The organism is Geodermatophilus sp. SYSU D00703 (assembly GCF_054050155.1).
On sequence record NZ_JBJGYU010000001.1, the window covers coordinates 470,398 to 493,496 of the forward strand.

Consider the following 23,099-nt stretch of genomic DNA (forward strand, 5'->3'; position numbering starts at 1 on the left):
CGCGGGGCGAGCCTGACGACGTGACCGACGTCGTCGTCCCGCCCGGGCTGGCCACGGCGGTGGTCGAGGTCCACGGCGCGGCCGGACGCAGCTGGCTGGCGGGCCTGCCCGGCGCGGTGCGACGGGCGGCGGCGCGCTGGTCGCTCGACGTGGGGCGCCCCTTCGCGGCGACCGCGCACTGGGTGGCCCCCGCCGTCCGGACCGACGGCGCAGCGGTCGTGCTCAAGCTCGGCCTGGCCGGGGACCTCGACCAGGAGGCGGCCACGCTGGCCGCGTGGCGCGGCCGCGGCGCGGTCGACCTGCTCGCGGCCGTGCCCGACGACCGGGGGACCGCGGCCCTGCTGCTGCGCGCGGCCCGGCCGGGCACGGACCTGTGCGCGCTGCCGGACGAGGTGGCCCTCCCCGTGCTGGCCGCGGTCGCCCGCCGGCTGCACGGCAGCGGCGCGGCGCGGCTGGACGGCGTGCCCGACAGCCGGCGCCGGCTGCCCCTGCTGCGGACCGGGCACCCCCTGGTCCCGGCCCGGCTGACCGCGCGGGCGGCCGACGTGCTCGAGCGCCTGCTGGCGACCGCGGCCGCCCCCGTGCTCTGCCACGGTGACCTGCACCCCGCCAACGTGCTGCGGGACGGCGACGGCTGGGTGGCGATCGACCCGCACGGCGTCTGGGGCGAACCGGCCCTCGACGCGGGGACGGCGCTGCTCAACCCGCCCCGCCCGTGGGCGGCGCTGCCCGACCTCGGCGCGCTCGTCGACCGCCGGGTGGCGGTGCTGGCCGCGGCCCTGGGGGTGCCGGCGGCGCGGGCCCGGGACTGGGGGCTGGTCAGCGCCGCCGTCGGGGCGGTGTGGACCGCGCAGGACTCGGGCCGCACCGACCCTGACCTGCTGGCCCTGGCCGCGGCCCTCGGGCCGTAGGCACGCGAGGAGGGGCCGGCCCCGTGGGACCGACCCCTCCTGTGCACGCCGCGTGCGGTGGCTACTTGAGCTTGAACAGCGCGGTCTGCGTCGAGCCGTCACGCGCCGTCATCGTGACCTGGTAGCAGGTCCCGGCGCCGGTCGGCGTCTTCCAGTTGTAGACGAACTGGCCGGACGTCGAGTCGTACCGCAGTCCCGTGCCACCGGTCGCGGCCAGCGTCTCGACCTCGTCGACCGGAGCGCTGTTGACACAGTTCACCCGGACGGCGTCCACCGAGGTGACGTCACCGACGCTGGTCAGCTCGGTGCTCGCGGCGAAGAGCTCGAACTTGACCGGGACCGTGCTGCCGCCCTTGACCGTGTTGTAGACCCCGCCCAGGTCGACCGGCGAGTAGAACCCCTTCACGGTCCAGGCGAGGACCGTGTACTGCTGGGTCGCCGTGCCCGTCCGGCCGGCCTGGTCCCTCGCGGTCGCGGTCAGGGTGTGCGTTCCCACAGCGGTGCTGTAGCCCGTCACCGTGCACGGCGCCGGGCCGGAGCCGCTGTCCACGGACCGGCAGGTCGGCGCCTCCGGGACCGAACCGAAGTGGACCGAGCCGATCGGGCGGCTGAAGGTGGCGGTGGGGTCGGTCAGGTCGATCGCGAAGGTGGGGGCGACCGCGCCGGCCGCGGTCGTGTTGCCGGCCGCGTCCGAGAAGGCCGGGCTGGCCACGCTCACGGCTGCGCCCTCACCGGTGGAGGTCACCGTGCGGCTGGCCGACGCCGGGCCGGACAGCGCGTCCTCGGCGGTGAAGGTCGCGGTGACGTCGCTCGTGTACCAGCCGTTCTGGCCCTGCGTGCCGACGGTGCCCGCGTGGGTGACCGTCGGGGCGGTGCCGTCCCGCTTGACCGTCACGGTCTCCGGACCGGCGGGACCACCCGCGCTGGTGGCGGCGCAGCCGTAGGTCGTCGCGGACTGGTCGGCCGTGACCTCCAGGTCGTCGCAGCCGGTGACGGAGAGGGAGTTCGGGGACTCCGGCTCGGTCACCGTCCAGTCGAGGGCCACGTTGCCGCGGTACCAGCCGTTGTCGCCGTCCGGCGCGGACGGGCTCAGGACGGGCGTGATGGCCGGCGCCGAGAGGTCGACGATGCGGTAGGTCTCCGACGTCTGCGCGGTCAGCCCACCGGCATCGGTGTACGAGCAGGTGGCCTCCTGGCCGCCGATCCCGTCGGCGGCGTGCGGGCCCGTGACGGCGCTGAGGGTCGCCGGGAAGGTCTTGGCGCCGTCCTCCGCGTCGGTCACCGAGCAGACGGCGTCCGGGACCGAGCCCTTGGCGTAGGAGCCGTTCGGGGCGACGCCGGACACGGTGATCCTCGGGGCCGTGTTGGCCGGACGGGCCACGTTCACCGTGAAGGCGGCGGGAGCCAGGTCGAAGGTGCCACCCGTGCTGTTGCTGGCCTGCTTCACGGTGACGGAGCTGCTGCCGGCCGTCAGCGGGGTCACCGTCAGCAGCGGGGTGTCGCTGCAGCTGGTGAAGGTGATCGACGACGGGCTCACGGTGGCCACCGCGGGGTTGCTGGACTCCACGTCGAGCACCAGCGTGGTGCTCCCCGTGAGGTTGCAGCCGTTCTTGCCGTCCCCGTTGGTCGGGGTGACGTAGAGGGCGGTCGTGCCGGCCCTGCCCCCGACGTTGAGCGACATGACCTCGGCGACCGCGTCGACCGTGTTGTCGAGTTTGTTGGAGATGTCGTCGGCGGAGGCGACGCCCCCGCCGGTGACCAGGAGACCGGCGGCGATCGCCGTCACCAGTCGAGTGGATGCGCGCACGCGCATGCAGTGCTCCCCGTTGTGTGAAGAGGGCCCCCTCGCGGGAGCCCAGATCACCGTGCCGGTTTCGCTACTCGCTCCCCGGGACCCCAAGCGACCAGATGCAGGGCCCGGATCAGTGCGTCACGGTCTGTCGTCGCAGAACGTAGGAGTTCAGCTGCGCTGCGACAACGACGGCCGCGTTGAGATCCCTCAACGGCCCGTGCAGACCGCTGGACCGGACACGTGGCCGGCCGGCCGGCCCGGAGAACGGAAGAGGGGCCGGCCACGGGGGGAGCCGGCCCCTCGTCCAGGGCGGGTCGTACTCGCAGAGGCAGTGGCCTCGGCCGTGCCGGCCGGGGACGGACCCGCGCCCGCGACCGTACGCAGCCGGGCGCCGAGGCGGCACCGCCGTCCGCGCGGAGGGGCGTTGGTTCTCCTCGACGCGTGCCGCCCCTTGGCCGCTAGCGGCCCTCGGTCAGCAACCGGACGGCCGACCGGCGGTCGGGGACCCGCAGCTTCCGCAGGATCGCCGAGACGTGGGTCCGTACCGTCACGGGCGAGACGAACAGGCGCTCGGCGATCTGGTCGGTCGACAGCTCGGCCGCCATGAGGTCGAGCACCTCGGCCTCCCGCTCGGTCAGCTGCGCCGGTGACGTGCGGTTCGGCAGCACGATGCGGCGGCGCGGCTTGCCGGCGAACTCCTCGGCCACCCGCTGCACCAGCCACCGTGGGAGGACCGCCTCACCGGAGATCACGGCCCTCAGCGCGGAGCCGAGCCGGTCGGGGTCGGTGTCCTTCAGCAGGTACCCGGCAGCGCCGGCGCGGAGGGCCGCGAACAGGTCCTGGTCGTCGCGGGACACCGTCAGCATCACGACGGCGGTGTCCGGCAGCGCCCGGGCGATGTCACCGGCCGCGAGGATCCCGCTGCCGGGCATGTCGACGTCCAGCAGGCACACGTCGGGGCGGTGCTGCAGGGCCGCCTCCACCGCGGCCTCTGCCGTCGCCGCCTCGGCCACCACGAGGAACGCCTGCTCCTCGAGCGCCTCGCGCACGACCGCCCGTGCCGGTGGGTGGTCGTCGGCCACCACCACGCGCAGGACGTCGTTCACGGCCACCGGACCTCGACGGACGTCCCGAGCCCGGGTGAGGAGGTGATCTGCAGCTCGGCGCCGACGCCGGCCGCCCGCTCGCGCATGCTGGTCAAGCCGAACCCCCCGTTGCTCCGTGTCCCCATGGTGAAGCCGCAGCCGTCGTCGGTCACCGTGAGGCCCGGAGGATCCCGCTGCAGGGTGACGCGGACGCACGAGGCGCGGCCGTGACGCACGGCGTTGCGCACCGCCTCGCTGAGGATCCGGAGCAGTGCCTCCGCACGGGCCGGGGACACCTCCACCGCGCCGTCGACGTGGGTGTGCACGTCCACGTCGTACCGTCCGGCGAGGTCGTCGACCTGGCGGCGCAGCGTCTCGGCGAACGGCTCGTCGACCGGGCGGGTCAGTGCGGCGATCGCGCGCCGCGCCTCGTCGAGCGCCCGTGCCGCGGCCGCCCCCAGCCGTTCGGCGGCGACGGGGTCCCCGGGCGTGGTGGCCAGCCGCCGCGACTGCGAGCTGATGAAGGCCAGCTCCTGCGCGAGACCGTCGTGCAGGTCGCGCGCCATCCGGCGTCGGGCCTCGAGGACGGCAGCCTGCGAGCGGAGCTCCCAGTACGACCGGATCTCCCGGCTCGCACCCACGAGCATCAGCAGGTACGACCCCAGCCGCAGCACGTCGCCGACGTAGACGTACTCCGTGTACAGGGACGGGTAGAGGAGGTAGTGCACCCGGGCGAAGGCGCCGAGCGCGCACCCGGCGGCGACCCACCGCAGCAGTTCGTCGCCGCTCCCCTCCGCACGGCGGGCGAAGGCCGCGGCCGCCACGCCGTAGAGCACGGCTCCGACGGCCTGCACCGCCAGGACGAGGGGGTGGCCGTCGAGCACCGGGGTGGACGCATCCCCCAGTCCCGCCCGCGGCACGACGGTGGAGGGGAGGGATGCGGACAGCGCGAGGGCCCCCAGCGTGGCGACGGCCACGGCGGCCGGTACGGCGGCGACCAGCAGGACGCTCACCCGTGGCGGGACGCGCGTACCGCGGCGGACCAGGGCCGCGGTGGCGATCAGGCCGCTGCCCAGGAGCCGGACCACGAGAGAGGCCCAGTCGGTCGCGGTGGGGACGTCGTCGGGGAACAGCGCACCGGGCAGCGCCCCGAGGACGAGGTTGGCCACCGCGACCGTGCCGAGCGCCAGGAGCAGGCACAGGTCCTGCGCGCTCCGGCTCTGCCGGAACCGCCCCAGCAGGAGGAACGACACGAGCAGGGCGACGAGGGCGTCGGTCGTCTCGAGGGCGACGTGGAGGGCGGGCGCGTGGTAGGCGAAACGGACGAACGGGAGGCCGGCGACGGCCAGGGTGACCGCCGCCCCGGCCACCGCCACGAGTGCCGTGAGGTTGCCCGGGGAGCGGGTGCCCCGCGTTCCGACCCGAGCGACCATCCCGCCCAGGGTAGGGCCAACTCCGACCGCGGCCCGGGAGGACGTGGGCCTGCGCCGTCCTAACCCGGACCGAAGGTGGACAGGAACCGGTCCCGGAAGGTGTCCATCCGCGCCACCGGGGCGTCCGGGCCCGGCCGCAGCCCCTCCTGCCAGCCCCATCCGGCGAACCGGTCCAGGACGGCCCGGTCGCGGGACACGACGGCGATCGGCACGTCGGCGCCGGCGTCGGCCGGAGCGACCAGCGGGGGCTGGTGGTCGCCGACGACGACGAGCACGAGGTCGTCGTCGCCGTGTTCCGTCACGTAGGAGACCAGGCAGCCGAGGGTGTACGCGACGGACCGGTGGTACAGCTCCCGCTGGAGCGCGCGGTCGGCGGTCCAGAGGGCGTCCGGCTCGCCCTCGGCGGGCATGTCCGCGAACACCGAGCCGTCGCCGACCTGGTCCCAGCCGACGATCCGCGGGATGAACTGCCACGGCGCGTGACTGGTGGTCAGCACGACCTCCGCCATCAGCGGCGGGCGGTCCGGCGCGGCGCCCTCGAGGCGGTCGAAGGCGGCCAGGGCGAACTGGTCGGGGATCGTCGGCCAGCCGTGGTCCGGGCCGCGGTACCCGAGGTCGCCCGCGGTGTAGACCCGGTCGTAGCCGTAGAAGGCCGCCTCCGGCCACGCCTCCGTCGTGCCCGGCATCACCCCGACCGTGCGCCAGCCGGCGCGGCCGAACGCGCCGGTCAGGGTCAGCCGGTCGCCGGCCACCAGCGTGCGGTAGCGCTCCTGGTCGTCGACCCACAGGCCCGACAGCAGCGTGGAGTGGGCCAGCCAGCTGTAGGCGCCGGTCGTGGGAGAGGCGAGGAAGCCGCTCCGGGCGGAGAACCCGGCCGCGGCCAGCCGCCGGGTGTCGTCGTCCAGGACCGTTCCGAGGCCCGGGTCCTCGACCGCCTCCCGCCCGTAGCTCTCGACGACGGCCAGGACGACGTCCTTGCCGCGCAGCGCGGTGAGCAACCGGTCCCCGGGCACGTCGGCGAAGGCGTCCACGCCCATCTGCGCGGCGAAGGCCCGCCGCTCCTCCAGCTCCGCGCGCACCTGCGCCACCCGGTCGTGGACCATGGCCGCCGCGCTGGCGGCCGCGACCGGCACGTTCGGCACCAGCTGCGCACCGAACAGGGCGCACACGACCCACGCGGTGCCGAGGGCGGCCAGGGTCCGCGTCGCGGCGGACCGCCGGCGGCGGAGCAGCCGCGACAGTCGCAGCACCGAGGCCGTCAGGAGGCCCAGGACCGCGGCGGCGGCGACCACGGCGGCGACCACGGCGCCGGTCGCCGCGCCCCGGCCGCTCGAGCCGTCGACGTAGGCCACCGCGAGCCCGATCGTCGTCCAGTCGACGACCGGGTCGAACGGCCGGCCGAGCACCGTGGCGAACCCCGCGTCGAGGACCTTCAGGACCGTCAGCACACCGAGGGCGAGCCCGCCGAGCACCGCCACCACGTGCCGCGACCGGCCCGGCACGACGAGCAGGACGGCGGCGCCGACGAGCCCCTCGACCGGGATGCGCACGAACGCGGCCGGTGTCAGGGCGGCGAGCTCGGGCGGGGCGACGAGGGCGACGAGCACGAGCCCGCCGGCCAGCGCGGTGGCCACCACCGCCAGGGCCCGGCGCCATCCCACGGGCGCCCGGTCCGCGTGCCCCGGGTCCGCGTGCCGCGGCTCCCCGTGCCCCGCCTCCTCGTCGCCCGGGGGACGTCGCGCGGCGCGCCGCAGCCACACCACCGACCGGCCGAAGGACCAGACCAGCAGCGCCAGCGCCCCGCCCACCAGCGTGGCCGCGACCGGACGCGGCAGGACGTCGGCTGCGGCCAGAGCGAGGACGATCCCCTGCAGTGCGGCCACGGCCTTGGCCGAGCGCCGCGCCGGCAGCGGCGCCCGCAGCCACGGCACCGCCCAGCTCGCCGCGACGAAGGCGTAGCGCATGGCCCCGATGGCGAGCACCCAGGGGCCGAGCAACCCGGCGATGGAGACGCTCAGCACGAGGACGAGGACGCTGTCGACCTCCATGTCGAACCGGGCGCCCAGTGCCGACACCGTTCCGCTGCGCCGCGCGACCCGGCCGTCGACCGCGTCGAGGGTCAGCGCCACCGAGGCGACGAGGACCAGCGCCGCGGTGGGGACGCCGCCGTCCCACAGCCCCTCGGCGACCAGCGCGGTGACGCCCCCGGTCAGCACCGCCCGCGCCAGCGTGACGAGGTCCGCCGGGCCCAGCGTGCGCGCCCCGGCCCGCCGAGCGGCGGCGGACAGCAACACCCAGAGGGCCGCCGTGTACGCACCACCGGTCAGCCAGCCTGCCGGGCCCAGTCCGGCCGTGGCCGAGAGCGCGGCGAGCAGGACGACCTGGGAGACGGCTGCCCTGGCCAGCTGCTGCTCGGTCCGCAACCGGCCCGGTGTCATCGGTGTGACTCTAGTCACAACGAGTCCGCGCGGACACACTGCCGGAGACGGATCCGAGGCGGCGGTGGGGTCCACGACCCTCGTGAGAGGAGCGACGTGGATCGGACGGCGCGCGCGTTCTGGCTCCGGGCTCCCGGCGAGGGCGAGATCCGCCCGGTCGCCGTCCCCCAGCCCGGACCGGAGGACGTCGAGGTGCGGACCCTGTACTCGGGGGTGAGCCGGGGCACCGAGACGCTGGTCTTCCGCGGCGGCGTGCCGGAGAGCCAGTACACGGCGATGCGGGCGCCGTTCCAGGACGGCGACTTCCCGGGGCCGGTCAAGTACGGCTACCTCAACGTGGGCGTGGTCGAGCGCGGCCCCGCTGCCCTGCAGGGGCGCACGGTGTTCTGCCTCTATCCGCACCAGACCCGCTACGTGGTGCCGGCCGCCGCGGTGACCCCGCTGCCCGACGGGCTGCCGCCGGCGCGGGCGGTGCTCGCCGGGACCGTCGAGACCGCGGTCAACGCGTTGTGGGACGCAGCTCCGCGGGTCGGCGACCGGATCGCCGTCGTCGGGGCGGGGATGGTCGGCTGCAGCGTCGCCGCGGTGCTCGCCCGCTTCCCGGGGGTCGAAGTGCAACTGGTCGACGTCGACCCCGCGCGGGCGGCCGTCGCCGAGGTTCTCGGCGTCCCGTTCGCCTCGCCCGACCAGGCCGCGGGGGAGTGCGACCTGGTGGTGCACGCCAGCGCCACCGAGGAGGGGCTCGCCCGCTCCCTCGAGCTGCTCGCCTTCGAGGGCGAGGTCCTCGAGCTGAGCTGGTACGGGGACCGCCGGGTCGCCGTGCCGCTGGGCGAGGGCTTCCACAGCCGCCGGCTGAGCCTGCGCAGCACCCAGGTCGGCGCGGTGGCACCCGCCCGGCGCGCGCGGCGCGGGTTCGGCGACCGGCTGGCGCTGGCCCTGCGCCTGCTCGCGGAGCCGGCCTTCGACGCGCTCGTCACGGAGGAGAGCCACTTCGAGGGCCTGCCCGCGCTGCTGCCCCGCCTCGCCGACGGCGGGCTCCGGGCGCTGTGCGTGCGGGTCACCTACGGGGAGAGGTAACCGGTGTTCGGGATCACCGTCCGCGACCACGTCATGATCGCGCACAGCTTCCGGGGGGAGGTCTTCGGCCCGGCGCAGCGGCTGCACGGCGCCACGTTCGTGGTGGACGCGACGTTCCGCCGCGCCGACCTCGACGCCGACGGCATCGTCGTCGACATCGGGCTGGCGACCCAGCGGCTGCGTGCCGTGCTGGCCGACCTCGACTACCGCAACCTCGACGACGAGCCGGCCTTCGCCGGCGTCAACACGTCCACCGAGTTCCTCGCCCGGTACGTCGCCGACCGGCTCGCCGAGGAGGTGCACGCGGGCGCTCTCGGGGAGGGCGCCCGCGACCTGGCCGGGATCACCGTCGTGCTGCACGAGTCGCACCTGGCGTGGGCGACCTACGAGCGCTCCCTGTGAGCCGGTCCGCGCCCTCGGCCGGGGCGCGGACGGTGTACGTCGTCGTCCCGGGGGACGTCGACGACGGCGCCGTGCCCAGCGGCGGCAACGTGTACGACAGGCGGGTCTGCCGGGGGCTGCCGGCCACCGGCTGGACGGTGCACGAGCGCGCCGTCCCCGGGACGTGGCCGCGTCCGGACGACGCGGCGCGGGCCGCGCTGGCCCGCACGCTGACCGCCCTGCCCGACGGCGCGCCCGTGCTCCTCGACGGGCTGGTCGCCTGCGGCGTCCCGGACGTCGTCGTCCCGCAGGCGGGCCGGCTGCAGCTCGTCGTCCTGGTGCACCTCCCGCTCGGCGACGAGCGAGGGCAGTCGCCCGGGGCTGCGGCCGAGCTGGCGGCCCTCGAGCGGAGGACGCTGCGCGCGGCGACCGCGCTGGTGGCCACCAGCCCGTGGACCGCCCACCGGCTCGTGACCCGGCACGGCCTCGACGTCGACCGGGTGTCCGTCGCGCCGCCGGGCGTGGACCCCGCGCCGCTCGCGCCCGGCACCGAGGGCGGCGGCCGGCTGCTGTGCGTGGGGGCGGTCACCCCGACCAAGGCCCAGGACCTGCTCGTCGAGGCCCTGGCCGTCGCCGCCGATCTGCCGTGGACCTGCGAGCTCGTCGGGTCGCTGCGCCGGGACCCCGCGTGCGTGACGGCGGTGCGGCGCGCCGTCGAGCGCTCCGGACTGGGCCGGCGGGTGCGGCTGGCCGGGCCACGGACGGGGGCGCGGCTGGACGCCTCCTATGCCGCCGCGGACCTGCTGGTGCTGCCGTCCCGCGCCGAGTCCTACGGGATGGTCGTGACCGAGGCGCTGGCGCGGGGTATCCCGGTCCTGGCCGCGGCCGTCGGTGGGGTGCCGGAGACCCTCGGCCGGGATCCGGACGGGCGGGTGCCGGGACTGCTGGTGCCGCCGGCCGACGCTCCGGCCCTGGCGGCCGGCGTGCGCCGCTGGCTCGGGGAGCCGGCCCTGCGGGAGGAACTGCGTGCGGCCGCGCGGGCGCGGCGCTCCGAGCTGGACGGGTGGGAGGCGACGGTCCGATGCCTGACCGGTGTGCTGGAGAAGCTGCGTGGGACGCCCGGCTGAGCAGTCCGGGCTCCCCGGTGTGCGCGCCCGACTGGCTGGCGCTGCGCGAGGACGCCGACGCCGCGGCCCGCGCGCCGGAGCTGGTCGAGCCGCTCCGCGCCGCCCTGGCGGCAGGAGCCCGGCGCGGAGCTCCGGTGCTCGTCCGGGACCTCGGCTGCGGCACCGGCTCGATGGGACGCTGGCTCGCCGGACGGCTGCCCGGCCCGCAGGTGTGGGTCCTGCACGACCGCGACCCGGGGCTGCTGGCCCTGGCGGCCACGAGCGCACCCCGCGCGGCGGCCGACGGCACCCCGGTCAGCGTGCGGACGCAGCGGGGGGATCTCACCGACCTGCGCCCGTCCGACCTCGCCGGGACGGCCCTGGTCACCGCGTCCGCCCTGCTCGACCTGCTGACCGCCGAGGAGGTGGACGCGCTCGCCGCCGCGTGCGCCGAGGCCGGAGCCGCCGCCCTCCTCACCCTGACGGTCGCCGGGCGCGTCGAGCTGGCCCCGGCCGATCCGCTCGACGCCGCGTACGCCGCCGCCTTCGACGCCCACCAGCGGCGGGAGGTCGACGGCCGGCGCCTGCTGGGGCCGGACGGCGGCGCGGCCGCCGTCGCCGCGTTCGCCCGGCGGGGCGCGGCGGTGGAGACCCGCCCCAGCCCGTGGGACCTCGGTGCCGACCGGGCCGACCTGGCCGAGGAGTGGCTGCGGGGGTGGATCGGCGCCGCCTGCGCCCAGGACCCGGACCTCGGGCGGGCCGCGGGCGGCTACCTGCGCCGCAGGCTCGACGACTGCGCCGCCGGGCGGCTGCGGGTCCGGGTCGGCCACGTCGACGTGCTGGCCCTCCCGGCGCGGACGTCGTGATGCGGCGCCTCTGGCCCGCCGTCAAGGTCCTGACCGGCGCCGGCATCGTGGTTGCGCTGGTGGTGCGCCTCGGCAGCGACGCCGTCGTCGCCGGGTTGCGGGGGATCGACGCGGGGGTGGCACTCGCCGCGCTGGGCATCGGCCTGCTGACCACCGTGCTCAGCGCGTGCCGCTGGTGCCTGGTGGCCCGCGGCCTCGGCCTGCCCCTCCCGCTGCGGGTGGCGGTGGCCGACTGCTACCGCGCGCTGTTCCTCAACTCGGTGTTGCCGGCGGGCGTGCTCGGCGACGTCCACCGGGCGGTCAGCCACGGCCGGCGGGCGGGGGACGTCGGGCGGGGCGTCCTCGCGGTGGCGCTGGAGCGGTCCGCCGGCCTGGCGGTCACGGTGGCCGTCGCCGTCGCGGTGCTGCTCACCCGGCCGGACCTGCTCCTGACCACGGCCGGCTCCGCGGTCCCCGGGAGCGGCCCGGAGCTGGTCCTCGTCGCCGCCGTCGTCGCCGCGCTCGGGGCCTGGACGGTGCGCGGAGGGCGCGCGTCGAGGGTCCGCGCCTCGCTGCGGACCGGGCTCGCCGGCGTCCGCAGCGGCGTGTTCTCCCTCGGCGCCTGGCCGGGGATCGTCCTCGCGTCCGCCGCCGCGACCGCCGCCCACCTCGCCCTCTTCGTCGTCGCCGCCCGCGCCGCGGGCTCCCGGGCGGCGCTCGGCGAGCTGCTGCCGCTCCTCGTCCTCGTGCTGCTGGCGATGGCGCTGCCCTTCAGCGTCGGCGGCTGGGGGCCGCGGGAGGCCGTCGCCGCCGGGGTGTTCGCGGCGCACGGGCTCGGCGCGGCCACCGGGTTCACCGTCGCGCTCGTGTACGGCGTGCTCAGCCTGGTCTCCTGCCTGCCCGGTGCCGCGGTGCTGCTGCTGCGATCCGCCGGTCGGCGGGCGCCCGCCTGCGAACCCGGACCCGGGACGCCCGGGGACCCGCCGCCGCGGCTCCCCTTGTCCGCTGTCGCGGCCCCTCGCTTTACTCGGAGGACTCCACCCGGGACGGGGAGAGGAGGCCTGGGTGAACGACACGCGTGAGCTGGTCCGTGTGGTGCTGCCGACCCAGTTCGGCGAGTTCCAGGTGACGGCGTTCGAGGTGCGGCCCCAGCTGGTCCACCTCGCGCTCTCCATGGGCGACCTCGACGGGGGTGAGGCGCTGCTGACCCGCCTGCACTCGGAGTGCCTGACCGGCGACGCCCTCACGTCGCTGCGCTGCGACTGCGGGATCCAGCTGCGGCTCGCGCTGCGCCGCATCGCGGCCGAGGGGCGCGGCCTGCTGCTCTACGTCACCGGGCACGAGGGCCGCGGCGTGGGGCTGGTCGACAAGCTGCGGGCGTACGTCGAGCAGGACGGGGGCGCGGACACGGTCGACGCGAACCTGCGGCTCGGGCTCCCGGTCGACGACCGCCGCTACGACGAGGCCGCCGCGGTCCTGCGCACGCTCGGCGTCGGCACCGTACGGCTGCTGACGAACAACCCGGACAAGGTGCGCCAGCTCCGCGCGGCGGGGATCACCGTCGCGGGGACCGAGCCGCTGAGGACGGCGGCGCACGTCCGCAACACCGACTACCTCCGCACCAAGGAGCAGCGGCTCGGCCACGTCCGGCCGGCCGGGGAGGACCTCGAGCCGGCCCCGTCGCCGCCGCCGGACGCCGTCCGCCTCCTCGGCGACGTGGACCCGCCGGCCGACCGTCCCTACGTCGTCCTGAAGTACGCCCAGACCCTCGACGGGCGGATCGCGACCGCCGGCGGGGACTCGAAGTGGATCAGCGGCGAGGAGGAGCGGGCGCTGTCCCACGCGCTGCGCGCGGCCTGCGACGCGGTGATGGTCGGCATCGGCACGGTGCTGTGCGACGACCCCCGGCTGACCGTGCGGCTCGTCCCCGGTGCGTCGCCGCTGCGGGTCGTCCTCGACTCCACGCTGCGCACGCCGTCGAGCGCCCTGCTGCTGGACGGCGGCCCGCCCACGCTGGTGCTCACGACCGACCGGGCGAGCGAGGCCGACCGGCAGCGGGTGCGGGGGACCGGCGCGGGGATCGCCGTCCTGCCGCCCGGCCCGGATGGGGTGGACCTCGGCGCGGGGCTGCGGGTGCTGCGCGAGCGCGGGGTGCGCAGCCTGCTGGTCGAGGGCGGCGCCCGGGTGATCACCTCCCTGCTCGGAGCCGGGCTGGTGGACCGGGTGGTCATCGGCACCGCACCGAAGATCATCGGCACCGGGAAGGAGGCGGTCGGCGACCTCGGGACCGCCCGGGTGGCCGAGGGCATCGCGCTGCGCAACCGGTTCGTGCACCTCACCGCGGACGACGTCGTCACCGCCTGGGACGTCAGCTACGACTCCGCCGTCGCGGCCAGGCGGGCGTAGACGTCACCGGACCGGCCCAGCGGGCGGAAGCGCTCGAGCAGCCGCACCAGGTCGGCCGCGTCCAGCCAGCGGTCGGCGGCGAGGCGCATGGTCTCGATCGGCGAGTAGTTGTACCGGTACCCGCCCGCCGTGGCCCCCAGCCGTTCCACCAGGTCCAGGGCGGCCAGGGCGGCATCGTGCGCCGGCGGCAGGTACTCGAAGGAGAGCGCGGGCAGCGGGCGGGTGAGCCCCTGCAGCACCTCTACCTCGAAGCCCTCCACGTCGATCTTGCAGAACGCCGGCACTCCGTGGGCCGCGATCAGGCCGTCGAGGGTCGCCACCTCGACCTCGACGGAGCGGTCCCACCGCACGCGCGCGAAGCTGCGGTCGGTCGTCACCGACGCCTGCCAGTCCGGGGACATCGACGAGACCGTGGGCGTCGCGGTGGAGACGTCCAGGCGCGCCCGCCCGGGGCGCGCCCCGACCGCCGAGGGGACGAGGAGGACGTCGTCGTCGCGGCCGAAGAACAGGCGCAGGACCCGCAGCAAGTCCGGTTGCGGCTCGACGGCGACCACCCGCGCGCCCAGCCGGCGCCAGGCGCGCACCCGGCTGCCCACGTGGGCGCCGATGTCGAAGCCGACGTCCCCCGGGCCGAGGAACTGCCCGTAGAACCGCACCATCCGCCGGTGCCTGCCCGGCACGCCGTGGTACAGGGCCAGCGACCGCCCGATCCCCCGGGCGCGGGCGAGCACGTGCCGAGGCGGGCCGCTCACCGGGTGACGGCGCCCCACACCGCCGCCGAGCCGGAGTGCCCGGCCAGCACCGTCGTGACCAGCGCCGCGACGCCGGCGAGGGCCGACAGCACGCCGGTGACCCGAGCCCCTCGACCACGGGCGCGGAGGGTGAGCACCACGGTGGCGACCGCGAGCAGCGCGAACGGCCACACCGCGATCAGAGCGAACAGCCCCCGTCGCGCGTGCTCGTCGATCACCGGCACGAAGCCGGGCGTGATCTCGATGGCGGCCCGCAACTGGTTGCCGGCGAAGTACCCCAGGGTCGCCGCGCCGGCGGCCGCCAGCGCCGCTCCCGCGACGAGCGGGCCGTAGGGCCGGTTCCAGGCCGGCCGGAGGGACAGGGCGATGGCGCCCAGGGCCGCCAGCGGCACGAGGACGACGACCGCGTGGACGAGCAACGGGTGGGCCGGCAGGCCCGCGACCGTGATGGGCACTCCAGGATGGTGGCAACCGGCGGCAGGTCCCGCCACGGCCGAACGTCCGGCGGGCCGCGACCTCAGCCGCAGAGCGAGTCGTCGACGCCGAGCGCGGCGGTCAGCTCGACGGCCATGCCCTCGTGCTTCTGGTAGGCCTCCGGGAAACCGCTGAGTTGCACGAGCTGGGCCGCGTCGGTGAGCCGGCGGGTCTCCCAGCCGGGCACCCGCACCAGGCCGTCGTAGAACTTCCCGGCCGCGTACGCCGGGTCCTGCACCTGTGTCGGCGTGCCCCAGCCCTGCGACGGCCGCTGCTGGAACAGCCCGAGCGAGTCGCGGTCGCCGTAGTCGAGGTTGCGCAGCCCCGACTCCTGCATGGCCGTGGCCAGCGCGATGACGACAGCCCGCTGCGGCAGGCCGCGGTCGTACCCGACCTGGGCGATGGTCCGGGCGTTGGCGACCTGCTCGCCGGTGAGGGTCAGGCCGGTCGCCGGCAGCCGGCACTCCGCGGTCGAGAGCAGGGTGTCCTCCCGGTCGGCGGTGACGGCCAGCACCACGAGCACCACGACGGCGACCACGGCGGACAGCCAGGCCCAGGACGCCGCCGTCCGTCCCGCCGCGCGGCGCGCCGGTGCCCGCCGGCCCGGCGAGGGGCGCCGTCCCGCGACCCGGCGGGTCGGCCGACGGGCCGCTGCCGGGCGCCGGGCCGGCCGTCGGGTCGCCGGCGACCGGTGCACCGTCGCACTGCGCCCCCGCGTCACCCGCTCGACTGTAGGTGCCGGAGCCGGACGCGCAGCGGTGTCGCGACGAGGTGTCGGTCGCTAGCGTGTCGGCGCGCCGACGCACCGTGAGGAGACCCGATGAGCGACGTCCTGCTGCCCGGCATCACCGCGACCCGCGTGCCGACCGAGCGGCTGACCCAGAACGTGCTGCACCCCGACGGCGTCGACCCGGCCGGTCCCGGCGAGACGGTGCTGTTCGTGCACGGCAACGTGAGCTCGTCACTGTTCTGGCAGCAGCCGCTGCTGGCGCTGGCCGAGACGGGGCGGCTGACGCCGATCGCGGTGGACCTGCGGGGCTACGGCGACACCGACCCGCTCCCGATCGACGCCCGCCGCGGGGTGCGGGACTGGGCCGACGACCTCGCCGCGCTCGTCACGACCCTGGGGCTCGAGCGGGTGCACCTGGTCGGCTGGAGCATGGGGGCGGGCGTCGTCCTCCAGTACCTGCTGGACGCACCGGAGCGGGTCGCCTCGGTGGCGCTGGTCGCCCCGGTCTCCCCGTACGGCTTCGGCGGCACCGCCGGCCCGGAGGGACGTCGGCTGTCCCAGGACGGCGCCGGGGCGGGTGCCGGCGCGGCCAACCCCGCGTTCGTCGCCGCCCTCGCCGCCGGCGACACCACCGCCGACCAGCCGACCAGCCCGCGGTCGATCCTGCGGGCGTTCTACGTCGCCCCGGGCTCCCTGCCGCTGGACCCGCAGCTCGAGGACGTCTTCGTCACCGCCATGAACAGCACCCGCACCGGGGAGGACCACTACCCGGGCGACGCCGCCACCTGCGCGACCTGGCCCGGGGTGGCGCCGGGGGAGCGCGGCGTGCTCAACACGATGGCGCCGACGGTGTTCGACGTGTCGGGCATCGTGGACCTCGCCGGCAAGCCCCCGGTGCTGTGGATCCGCGGGGACGCGGACGCGATCGTCTCCGACGCGTCGGTGTTCGACCTGGCCCAGCTCGGCGCCCTCGGCGCGGTGCCGGGCTGGCCGGGGGAGGAGGTCTGCCCGCCGCAGCCGATGGTCACCCAGACCCGCGCCGTCCTCGACCGCTACGCCGCGGACGGCGGCGCGTACCGCGAGGTGGTGCTGCCCGGCGTGGGCCACTCGCCGCACGTGGAGCGGCCGCGCGAGTTCGTCGTCGCGCTGCTCGAGCACCTGATCTCCCCCGCGGCCGCGCCGTCCAACACACCGGAGACCCCGGGCCCCGGCGACATCGGCTGAGGCCGGGAGGGGCAGAAGTGGCCACTCCTGCCCCTCCCGGGACGGGGCTCAGTCGTTGGCGTGCAGCTCGGCGTTGAGGGCGCCCCAGTCGCCGTCGCGGGGCAACGCCTCGAGCGCGCCGGACACCGAGTTGCGGCGGAACAGCAGCCCGTCGCGCCCGGAGAGCTCCGCGGCCTTGACCAGCGAGCCGTCGGGCAGGGTCACCCGGGCGCCCGCGGTCACGTAGCAGCCGGCCTCGACGACGCACCGGTCGCCGAGGGAGATCCCGATGCCGGCGTTGGCGCCGAGCAGGCAGCCGGAGCCGATCGAGATGACCTGCTTCCCGCCGCCGGAGAGGGTGCCCATGATCGACGCGCCGCCGCCGACGTCGCTGTCGGCCCCGACGACGACGCCGGCGCTGATCCGGCCCTCGACCATCGACGGGCCCAGGGTGCCGGCGTTGAAGTTGACGAAGCCCTCGTGCATCACCGTCGTCCCCTCGGCCAGGTGCGCGCCGAGCCGCACCCGGTCGCCGTCGGCGACCCGCACGCCGGAGGGGATGACGTAGTCGACCATCCGCGGGAACTTGTCGACGCCGTACACGGTCACCTGCCCGAACGCCGCGCGCAGCCGGTGCGGGTTGAACGACGCGGCCTCGACCGGGCCGGCGCTGGTCCACGCGACGTTGGTGAGCAGGCCGAAGACCCCGGTCATGTCGGCGCCGTGCGGGCGGATCAGCCGGTGCGAGAGCAGGTGCAGCCGCAGCCAGACGTCGTGGGTGTCGGCCGGCGGCGCGGAGAGGTCCGCGATGACGGTGCGGACGGCGATCACCTCGACCCCGCGGGCCTCGTCCCGGCGGACCAGGCCGCCGTAGTCGGGGCCCAGCTCGCCGGCGAGCTCCAGCGCGCCGAGGCGGGTCGTGCCGGCGACCGAGCCCTCGGGGGCGCCCAGGCGCGGCTCGGGGTACCACGTGTCGAGCACCGTGCCCGAGGGGGTCACGGTGGCCAGGCCGGCGGCGACGGCGGAGAGCGGGGCGGCGTTGGTCACGGGGACGACGCTACCCAGCGCGCCCCCGGGCCCGGCCCGCGGCGGCGGGCCACACGCGAGGGTGAACGGTGCGTGACCAGGCGGCGACGTGGCGCGCTGCGGCGGCCCGGCCACCACGCCGCCCGTAGGCTCGGTGGCCGTGAGTGACCTCCCCGCGCTCGACCTCTCCGCCGACGTCCTCTCCCTCACCCGCGCGCTGGTGGACACGCCGTCGGTGTCGGGGGACGAGCGGGCGCTGGCCGACGCGGTCGAGGCCGCCCTGCGCCGGCTCGGCGGCCTGGAGGTGGAGCGGGTCGGCGACGCCGTCCTCGCGCGCACCGACCTGGACCGGCCCTCCCGGGTGGTGCTCGCCGGTCACCTGGACACCGTCCCGATCGCCGACAACCTGCCCAGCCGGGTCGAGGACGGGCGGGTCTACGGCTGCGGCACCAGCGACATGAAGGCCGGCGACGCGGTCATGCTGCGGCTGGCCGGCCGGTTCGGCGTCCCCGGCGCGGAGCCGGCCCACGACCTGACCTTCGTCTTCTACGACAACGAGGAGGTCGAGGCGGTCAAGAACGGCCTCGGCCGGGTCGCCCGCGAGCGCCGCGGCTGGCTCTACGGCGACCTCGCGATCCTCCTCGAGCCGACCGACGGCGAGATCGAGGCCGGCTGCCAGGGGACCCTGCGGGCGGTGCTCGAGGTGCCGGGCCGCCGGGCGCACAGCGCGCGCAGCTGGCTCGGCGTGAACGCGATCCACGGCGCGGCCGGCATCCTCGCCACCCTGGCCGCCTACGAGGCCCGCGAGGTCGAGATCGACGGCTGCACCTACCGCGAGGGGCTCAACGCCGTCCGCGTGGAGGGCGGCGTCGCCGGCAACGTCATCCCCGACGCCTGCACGGTGACGGTGAACCTCCGCTACGCCCCCGACCGGGACGAGGCCGCCGCGGAGGCGCACGTCCGCGAGGTGTTCGCCGACGCGGTCGCCGCCGGTACCACGCTCACGGTCGTCGACAACGCCGGCGGCGCGCTGCCCGGGCTGGCCGAGCCCGCCGCGGCGGCGTTCGTCGCCGCGGTCGGCCGGCCGCCGCGGGCCAAGCTCGGCTGGACCGACGTCGCCCGGTTCGCCGCCTTCGGCATCCCCGCCGTCAACTACGGGCCCGGTGACCCCCAGCTGGCCCACACCCGCGAGGAGCACGTCGTCGTAGACCGCCTGCAGCCGGCCGAGGACGCCCTCGTCGCCTACCTCTCCACTCTCTGAGGAGCGCCCACCATGACCGTCGAGTCCAACGGGGGACGCCGTCCCCGCCCGACCCGCCACCGCGGGCCGATCATGCTGCGGGGCGGCGAACCCGACCCGCGCACCCAGGGGACGACGACCGACCAGCGGCTGCTGGACCGGCGGGGACCGACCGACTGGGTGCACACCGACCCGTGGCGGGTGCTGCGGATCCAGAGCGAGTTCGTCGAGGGCTTCGGCCTGCTGTCGGAGCTGCCGCGCGCGGTGAGCGTCTTCGGCAGCGCCCGCACGCCGCGCGACTCCGCGCACTACGCCGCCGGCGTCGAGATCGGGGCGGCGCTGACCCGGGCCGGGTACGCGGTGATCACCGGCGGCGGGCCCGGCGCGATGGAGGCGGCCAACCGCGGCGCGTCGGAGTCCGGGGGGCTGTCGGTGGGGCTGGGCATCGAGCTGCCGTTCGAGCAGGAGCTCAACGAGTGGGTGGACGTCGGCATCGCGTTCCGCTACTTCTTCGTCCGCAAGACGATGTTCGTGAAGTACGCGCAGGCCTTCGTCATCCTGCCCGGCGGCTTCGGCACCCTCGACGAGCTGTTCGAGGCGCTCACCCTGGTCCAGACCCGCAAGGTGACCCGCTTCCCGGTGGTGCTGTTCGGCAGCGCGTACTGGTCGGGCCTGGTCGACTGGATCCGCGACACAATGGTCCCGGCGGCCACGATCCACGCCTCCGACCTCGACCTGTTCACGGTCACCGACGACGTCGACGAGGTCGTCCGGGTGATCCAGGAGGCCGAGGCCGCCCGCGCCGAGGGCGAGGAGCTCGGCGGGATGCGGGCCGTCCCGGTGGACTCCGCCCCCAGCGACGCCTGAGGACCTCCGCGCGTGCTGTCCGTCGCCGTCTTCGTCCTCACCGTCCTGGTGGTCGGTGCGCTGGTGTTCCTCGCCGGCGCGCTGCTGCTCGGCCGCGGGGAGACGCAGCCGCCCGCCGACCTGGACCGCTCCCCGGTCGAGCTGCCCGACGACCGGCCGGTCACCGCGGACGACGTCCGGGGGCTGCGCATCTCGGTGACCGCCCGCGGCTACCGCATGACCGAGGTGGACTGGCTGCTCGAGCAGCTCGCGCAGACCCTCGAGGAGCGCGACGCGGAGCTGGCCGACCTCCGCGCCCGGATGGCCGCGGCCGGCACCGGCGGGGGCGACGCGCCGCCCGCCGCCGAGGACGGAGCGCGCGCCGATGCGTGAGCTGACCGAGACGATCGACGTCGACGCCCCGCCGGAGCGGGTGTGGGCGGCGCTCACCGACTGGACCCGCCAGGGCGAGTGGATGGTGGTCACCGACGTCGAGACCGTCGGCGGCCCGGCGACCGGGGTCGGCGGCCGGCTGGTGGCACGCACCGGCGTCCCGTGGCGGCGCGGACGCCACCTCGGCGTCCGCGACACCATGGTGATCACCGAGTGGGACCCGCCGCGGCGGGTCGTCGTCCAGCACACGGGACGGGTCGTCCGCGGGCCGGGGATCTTCGAGGTGACGCCGCGCGGCGCGGGGACCACCTTCGTGTGGACCGAGCAGCTGTGGCTGCCGTTCGGCCTGCTCGGGCAGCTCGGCTGGCCGCTGGCGCGGCCGTTCGTGGTCGCCGGGGTGCGCCGGTCGCTGCGCCGGTTCGCCGCCTTCGCCGCCCGCCACCCGGGATGACCGCGGCGGCGATCCGCAGCGAGCTGGCCGCGGCGGCCGATGCGGAGCGGGCCGAGGGGATGGCCCGCTACTTCCAGGCGCGCCCGGGCGGGTACGGCGAGGGGGACCGCTTCCTCGGCATCGGCGTCCCGGTGCAGCGCCGGATCGCCCGCCGGCACGCGGCGACGACGTCCCTGGCCGAGGTCGAGGCACTGCTGCGCAGCCCGCTGCACGAGGAGCGGTTGACGGCGCTGTTCGTCCTGGTCGAGCGGTTCGGCCGGGTCGACGCGGCCGAGCGCCGGGAGGTCGTCGAGCTCTACCTGCGGTGCCGGGCGCACGTGGACAACTGGGACCTCGTCGACGCCTCCGCGCCGTACCTGCTGGGCGACGTGGAGCCCGCCGTCCTGGACGAGCTGGCGGCGTCCGCGTCGGCGTGGGACCGCCGGATCGCGGTCATGGCCACGTTCGCCGGCGTCCGCGCCGGGCGGTTCGGGCCGACGCTGCACCTGGCCGACCGGCTGCTCGACGACCCGCACGACCTCGTCCAGAAGGCCGTCGGGTGGATGCTGCGCGAGGTCGGCAACCGCGACCGCGCGCTGGCCGAGGAGTTCCTGGCCCCGCGCTACCGCCGCATGCCGCGCACGATGCTGCGCTACACGATCGAGAGGTACCCGGCCGAGCGGCGTCGCGCCTACCTCGCCGGCGACGTGTGAGCACTCCCGGCTCGACCCCGCCCCTGGGGCCGGCTGCAGGCTGCCGGTGTGGCGTTCCCCCGGAGGAGCCCGTGTCCGACGTCGTCCTGCGCACCACCGGTGAGCGCAAGCTGCTCTCCGCCGAGCGCCGCCTTCCCGTCGAGGACCTCGACGCCCTCATCACCACGGCCCGGGAGGCGATCGAGGCCCCACCTCACCGGCCGGGACGTCGGCCTTGGAGTGCCGCACCTCGAGGTGGCCTGGCCGGTCGCCTGACCCGGGCGGCTCAGCCCCGCCGGGAGCGGGCGTACTCCAGCGCCTCGCGGGCCAGCGGCAGGTCGGTGGCCGGCTCGCCGTCGGTCAGGGTGACCCACTCGCGGTAGGGCCGGCCGCGGCCGGTGCCGAACGGGCCGCCGGTCCCGTCGGCCAGCAGCGAAGCCACCCGCGCCTCGGGGAGCTTCAGTACCACCGCGTCCCGGACGACCATGGCGAACGCCGCGCCGTCGACCTTGAGCGCCCGCGATCCGAACCGGCGCGGGCCGTCGGTGTCGGGCGGGGTCACGTCGGGTTCGCCGGCGAGGGCGTCGACCAGGACGGCGAAGCGGTCTGCGGTCTGCACCCGCTCATGCTGGCGCGGGTGCGGCTCCCGCGGGGCGGCCCGCCGCGCGGACGGCGGCGCGGCCGCGGTACCAGCGCCACCACAGCACCGCGGCGACGACGACGGTCACCACCGTGCCGCCGTCGTTCATGACCTGCGCGCCCTCCGCACCGTGGAGCACCCCGGCCGGCGGGTGCGCGTACAGCCACCGCGCCAGGACGTCGTGCGCGGCGGTGCCGGCGGCCAGCGCGCCGGCGCGGACCCCCACTCCGCGCGGGTGCGGCACGGGGTCGACCGCGAGCACCGACGCGGTCGCCAGGTACCCGCTGAACAGCAGGTGCACCGCCACCGCGGCCGCGAGGCCGGGCCGGTGCGCGGCAGCCGCGTGCAGGCCGGTGCCGTAGAGCACCCACAGCCCCGCGGCGTGCAGCGGGACGGCGACCAGCGGGTCGCTCGCCCACCGCGGCACCGGCGTCCGCAGGCCCCGCGCCAGCCGCCGGGCCGCGGTCACCGGCAGCGCCCGGAGGGCCAGGGTGACCGGCGCGGCCAGCACCAGCAGCAGCGGAGCGACCATCCCGAGCAGCAGGTGACCGGCCATGTGGGTGCGCAGGTCGCCGTGCGCGGCGGCCAGCCCCGCGCCGGAACCGGCCGCGGCCACGCCGAGCAGCCAGGACGCCGTCCGGGCCAGCGACCACGGCGCGCGGCACCGCCAGGTCGCCGCGACGTACAGGACGGCGGCCGCCAGGGCGACGGCGAGCGCGGTCACGCGGCCGGCCGGCGGCGGGCGCGCAGCAGCAGCGCCAGGCCGGCGAGCAGCAACGCGACCGCCCCGGCGTTCCAGGCGAGGTCGTAGCCGGTCAGGTCCACGCCGTAGCGCACCTGGTGCAGCCGCAGCAGCTTGTGGTCGACCACGCCGTCCCACAGCTGGAAGCCGCCGGCGCCGAGCAGGACCGCCGCCCACCACCGGGTCCGGTCGAAGGCGCCGCGCCGCCGCAGGTCCGCGGTCAGGGCCAGCCCGGCGACGACCGCCGACAGGGTGAGCGCGTGCAGGACGCCGTCGGAGACCAGCCCGACCGCGCCGCCGGCTCCGTCGTAGAGGTGGTGCCAGTGCAGCAGCTGGTGGAAGACGATCTCGTCCACCGCACCCATCAGGCCGGCGCCGACCAGCAGCCCGGACGCCGGGAGCCGCCGGCCGGGCACGGGGAGTGCACCGGTCACCGTCGACCGGTGCCCGGCGGCCG

Annotated in this window: 24 protein-coding genes and 1 riboswitch; of the genes, 13 read left to right on the plus strand and 11 right to left on the minus strand. The window is 76.6% G+C overall.

Annotation, left to right across the window (positions count from 1 at the left end):
- Positions 1 to 20: 20 nt before the first annotated feature.
- On the plus strand, positions 21 to 911 hold the full coding sequence (locus tag ACI782_RS02375; protein ID WP_456905677.1) for an aminoglycoside phosphotransferase family protein: 891 nt from the start codon (positions 21 to 23) through the stop codon (positions 909 to 911).
- A 61-nt stretch (positions 912 to 972) separates the two neighbouring features.
- On the opposite strand, the gene ACI782_RS02380 is transcribed toward ACI782_RS02375, so the two are convergent.
- The 4 genes from ACI782_RS02380 to ACI782_RS02395 form a co-directional block, all read right to left on the minus strand.
- Positions 973 to 2,724 (minus strand): PxKF domain-containing protein, encoded by a 1,752-nt coding sequence (locus ACI782_RS02380; RefSeq protein ID WP_456905678.1) that lies wholly within the window; start codon positions 2,722 to 2,724, stop codon positions 973 to 975.
- Between the two features lie 44 nt (positions 2,725 to 2,768).
- A riboswitch (cyclic di-GMP riboswitch) is annotated at positions 2,769 to 2,853 on the minus strand.
- Positions 2,854 to 3,161: 308 nt separating this feature from the next.
- Positions 3,162 to 3,809: a response regulator gene (locus ACI782_RS02385; protein WP_456905680.1), complete on the minus strand. Its 648-nt coding sequence runs from the start codon at positions 3,807 to 3,809 to the stop codon at positions 3,162 to 3,164.
- Positions 3,806 to 5,221 (minus strand): sensor histidine kinase, encoded by a 1,416-nt coding sequence (locus ACI782_RS02390; protein WP_456905682.1) that lies wholly within the window; start codon positions 5,219 to 5,221, stop codon positions 3,806 to 3,808. Before ACI782_RS02390 ends, ACI782_RS02385 begins: the two co-directional genes overlap by 4 nt.
- A gap of 59 nt (positions 5,222 to 5,280) precedes the next feature.
- The gene (locus tag ACI782_RS02395; RefSeq protein ID WP_456905684.1) at positions 5,281 to 7,659 is read right to left on the minus strand and encodes a CDP-alcohol phosphatidyltransferase family protein; all 2,379 of its coding nucleotides are present in this window, start codon (positions 7,657 to 7,659) and stop codon (positions 5,281 to 5,283) included.
- A 96-nt stretch (positions 7,660 to 7,755) separates the two neighbouring features.
- On the opposite strand from ACI782_RS02395, the gene ACI782_RS02400 reads away from it, so the two are divergent.
- From ACI782_RS02400 to ribA, 6 genes are read left to right on the plus strand one after another with little or no spacing between them, the layout of a single operon-like run.
- Complete coding sequence (locus tag ACI782_RS02400; RefSeq protein WP_456905686.1) at positions 7,756 to 8,736, plus strand: zinc-dependent alcohol dehydrogenase; 981 nt, start codon at positions 7,756 to 7,758, stop codon at positions 8,734 to 8,736.
- 3 nt (positions 8,737 to 8,739) lie between these two features.
- Entirely contained in the window at positions 8,740 to 9,138 is a 399-nt protein-coding gene (locus ACI782_RS02405) for a 6-pyruvoyl trahydropterin synthase family protein (protein ID WP_456905688.1), read from the plus strand.
- Positions 9,135 to 10,244: a glycosyltransferase family 4 protein gene (locus ACI782_RS02410; RefSeq protein WP_456905690.1), complete on the plus strand. Its 1,110-nt coding sequence runs from the start codon at positions 9,135 to 9,137 to the stop codon at positions 10,242 to 10,244. The genes ACI782_RS02405 and ACI782_RS02410 overlap by 4 nt, the downstream gene beginning before the upstream one ends.
- Before the next feature lie 17 nt (positions 10,245 to 10,261).
- Positions 10,262 to 11,089 (plus strand): methyltransferase domain-containing protein, encoded by an 828-nt coding sequence (locus ACI782_RS02415; protein ID WP_456905692.1) that lies wholly within the window; start codon positions 10,262 to 10,264, stop codon positions 11,087 to 11,089.
- Entirely contained in the window at positions 11,089 to 12,150 is a 1,062-nt protein-coding gene (locus tag ACI782_RS02420; RefSeq protein ID WP_456905694.1) for a lysylphosphatidylglycerol synthase domain-containing protein, read from the plus strand. The genes ACI782_RS02415 and ACI782_RS02420 overlap by 1 nt, the downstream gene beginning before the upstream one ends.
- A complete protein-coding gene (gene ribA / locus ACI782_RS02425; RefSeq protein WP_456905696.1) occupies positions 12,134 to 13,474 on the plus strand; it encodes a GTP cyclohydrolase II in 1,341 nt (446 codons plus the stop codon). Before ACI782_RS02420 ends, ribA begins: the two co-directional genes overlap by 17 nt.
- Here ribA and ACI782_RS02430 read toward each other — a convergent pair.
- From ACI782_RS02430 to ACI782_RS02440, 3 genes are all read right to left on the minus strand, one after another.
- Positions 13,441 to 14,226 carry an FkbM family methyltransferase gene (locus tag ACI782_RS02430; protein WP_456905698.1) on the minus strand — a complete coding sequence of 262 codons (786 nt, stop codon included), beginning with the start codon at positions 14,224 to 14,226 and terminating at the stop codon, positions 13,441 to 13,443. The two genes, ribA and ACI782_RS02430, sit on opposite strands and share 34 nt — an antisense overlap.
- Positions 14,223 to 14,681, minus strand: a complete 459-nt coding sequence (locus tag ACI782_RS02435; RefSeq protein ID WP_456905700.1) for a DUF2231 domain-containing protein — start codon at positions 14,679 to 14,681, stop codon at positions 14,223 to 14,225. The genes ACI782_RS02430 and ACI782_RS02435 overlap by 4 nt, the downstream gene beginning before the upstream one ends.
- A gap of 62 nt (positions 14,682 to 14,743) precedes the next feature.
- Positions 14,744 to 15,238 carry a hypothetical protein gene (locus tag ACI782_RS02440; protein WP_456905702.1) on the minus strand — a complete coding sequence of 165 codons (495 nt, stop codon included), beginning with the start codon at positions 15,236 to 15,238 and terminating at the stop codon, positions 14,744 to 14,746.
- Between the two features lie 282 nt (positions 15,239 to 15,520).
- Here ACI782_RS02440 and ACI782_RS02445 point away from each other — a divergent pair, with 282 nt between their 5' ends.
- Positions 15,521 to 16,654, plus strand: a complete 1,134-nt coding sequence (locus ACI782_RS02445; RefSeq protein ID WP_456905704.1) for an alpha/beta fold hydrolase — start codon at positions 15,521 to 15,523, stop codon at positions 16,652 to 16,654.
- A gap of 48 nt (positions 16,655 to 16,702) precedes the next feature.
- Here ACI782_RS02445 and dapD read toward each other — a convergent pair whose 3' ends face one another.
- Positions 16,703 to 17,680, minus strand: coding sequence for a 2,3,4,5-tetrahydropyridine-2,6-dicarboxylate N-succinyltransferase (dapD, locus tag ACI782_RS02450; protein WP_456905706.1), 978 nt, complete (start codon positions 17,678 to 17,680; stop codon positions 16,703 to 16,705).
- Positions 17,681 to 17,819: 139 nt separating this feature from the next.
- Between dapD and dapE the strand changes: the two genes are divergently transcribed.
- From dapE to ACI782_RS02475, 5 genes are read left to right on the plus strand one after another with little or no spacing between them, the layout of a single operon-like run.
- On the plus strand, positions 17,820 to 18,920 hold the full coding sequence (gene dapE, locus ACI782_RS02455; RefSeq protein ID WP_456905708.1) for a succinyl-diaminopimelate desuccinylase: 1,101 nt from the start codon (positions 17,820 to 17,822) through the stop codon (positions 18,918 to 18,920).
- Between the two features lie 12 nt (positions 18,921 to 18,932).
- A complete protein-coding gene (locus ACI782_RS02460; RefSeq protein WP_456905710.1) occupies positions 18,933 to 19,766 on the plus strand; it encodes an LOG family protein in 834 nt (277 codons plus the stop codon).
- A gap of 12 nt (positions 19,767 to 19,778) precedes the next feature.
- Positions 19,779 to 20,138: a DivIVA domain-containing protein gene (locus ACI782_RS02465; RefSeq protein ID WP_456905712.1), complete on the plus strand. Its 360-nt coding sequence runs from the start codon at positions 19,779 to 19,781 to the stop codon at positions 20,136 to 20,138.
- Entirely contained in the window at positions 20,131 to 20,589 is a 459-nt protein-coding gene (locus tag ACI782_RS02470; protein WP_456905714.1) for an SRPBCC family protein, read from the plus strand. The genes ACI782_RS02465 and ACI782_RS02470 overlap by 8 nt, the downstream gene beginning before the upstream one ends.
- Positions 20,586 to 21,281, plus strand: coding sequence for a DNA alkylation repair protein (locus tag ACI782_RS02475; RefSeq protein ID WP_456905716.1), 696 nt, complete (start codon positions 20,586 to 20,588; stop codon positions 21,279 to 21,281). Before ACI782_RS02470 ends, ACI782_RS02475 begins: the two co-directional genes overlap by 4 nt.
- Positions 21,282 to 21,546: 265 nt before the next feature.
- Here ACI782_RS02475 and ACI782_RS02480 read toward each other — a convergent pair whose 3' ends face one another.
- From ACI782_RS02480 to ACI782_RS02490, 3 genes are read right to left on the minus strand one after another with little or no spacing between them, the layout of a single operon-like run.
- Positions 21,547 to 21,879 carry a hypothetical protein gene (locus tag ACI782_RS02480; RefSeq protein ID WP_456905718.1) on the minus strand — a complete coding sequence of 111 codons (333 nt, stop codon included), beginning with the start codon at positions 21,877 to 21,879 and terminating at the stop codon, positions 21,547 to 21,549.
- Between the two features lie 4 nt (positions 21,880 to 21,883).
- On the minus strand, positions 21,884 to 22,624 hold the full coding sequence (locus tag ACI782_RS02485) for a cytochrome c oxidase assembly protein (protein WP_456905719.1): 741 nt from the start codon (positions 22,622 to 22,624) through the stop codon (positions 21,884 to 21,886).
- Positions 22,621 to 23,076 (minus strand): DUF2243 domain-containing protein, encoded by a 456-nt coding sequence (locus ACI782_RS02490; RefSeq protein WP_456905721.1) that lies wholly within the window; start codon positions 23,074 to 23,076, stop codon positions 22,621 to 22,623. The genes ACI782_RS02485 and ACI782_RS02490 overlap by 4 nt, the downstream gene beginning before the upstream one ends.
- Positions 23,077 to 23,099 lie beyond the last annotated feature (23 nt).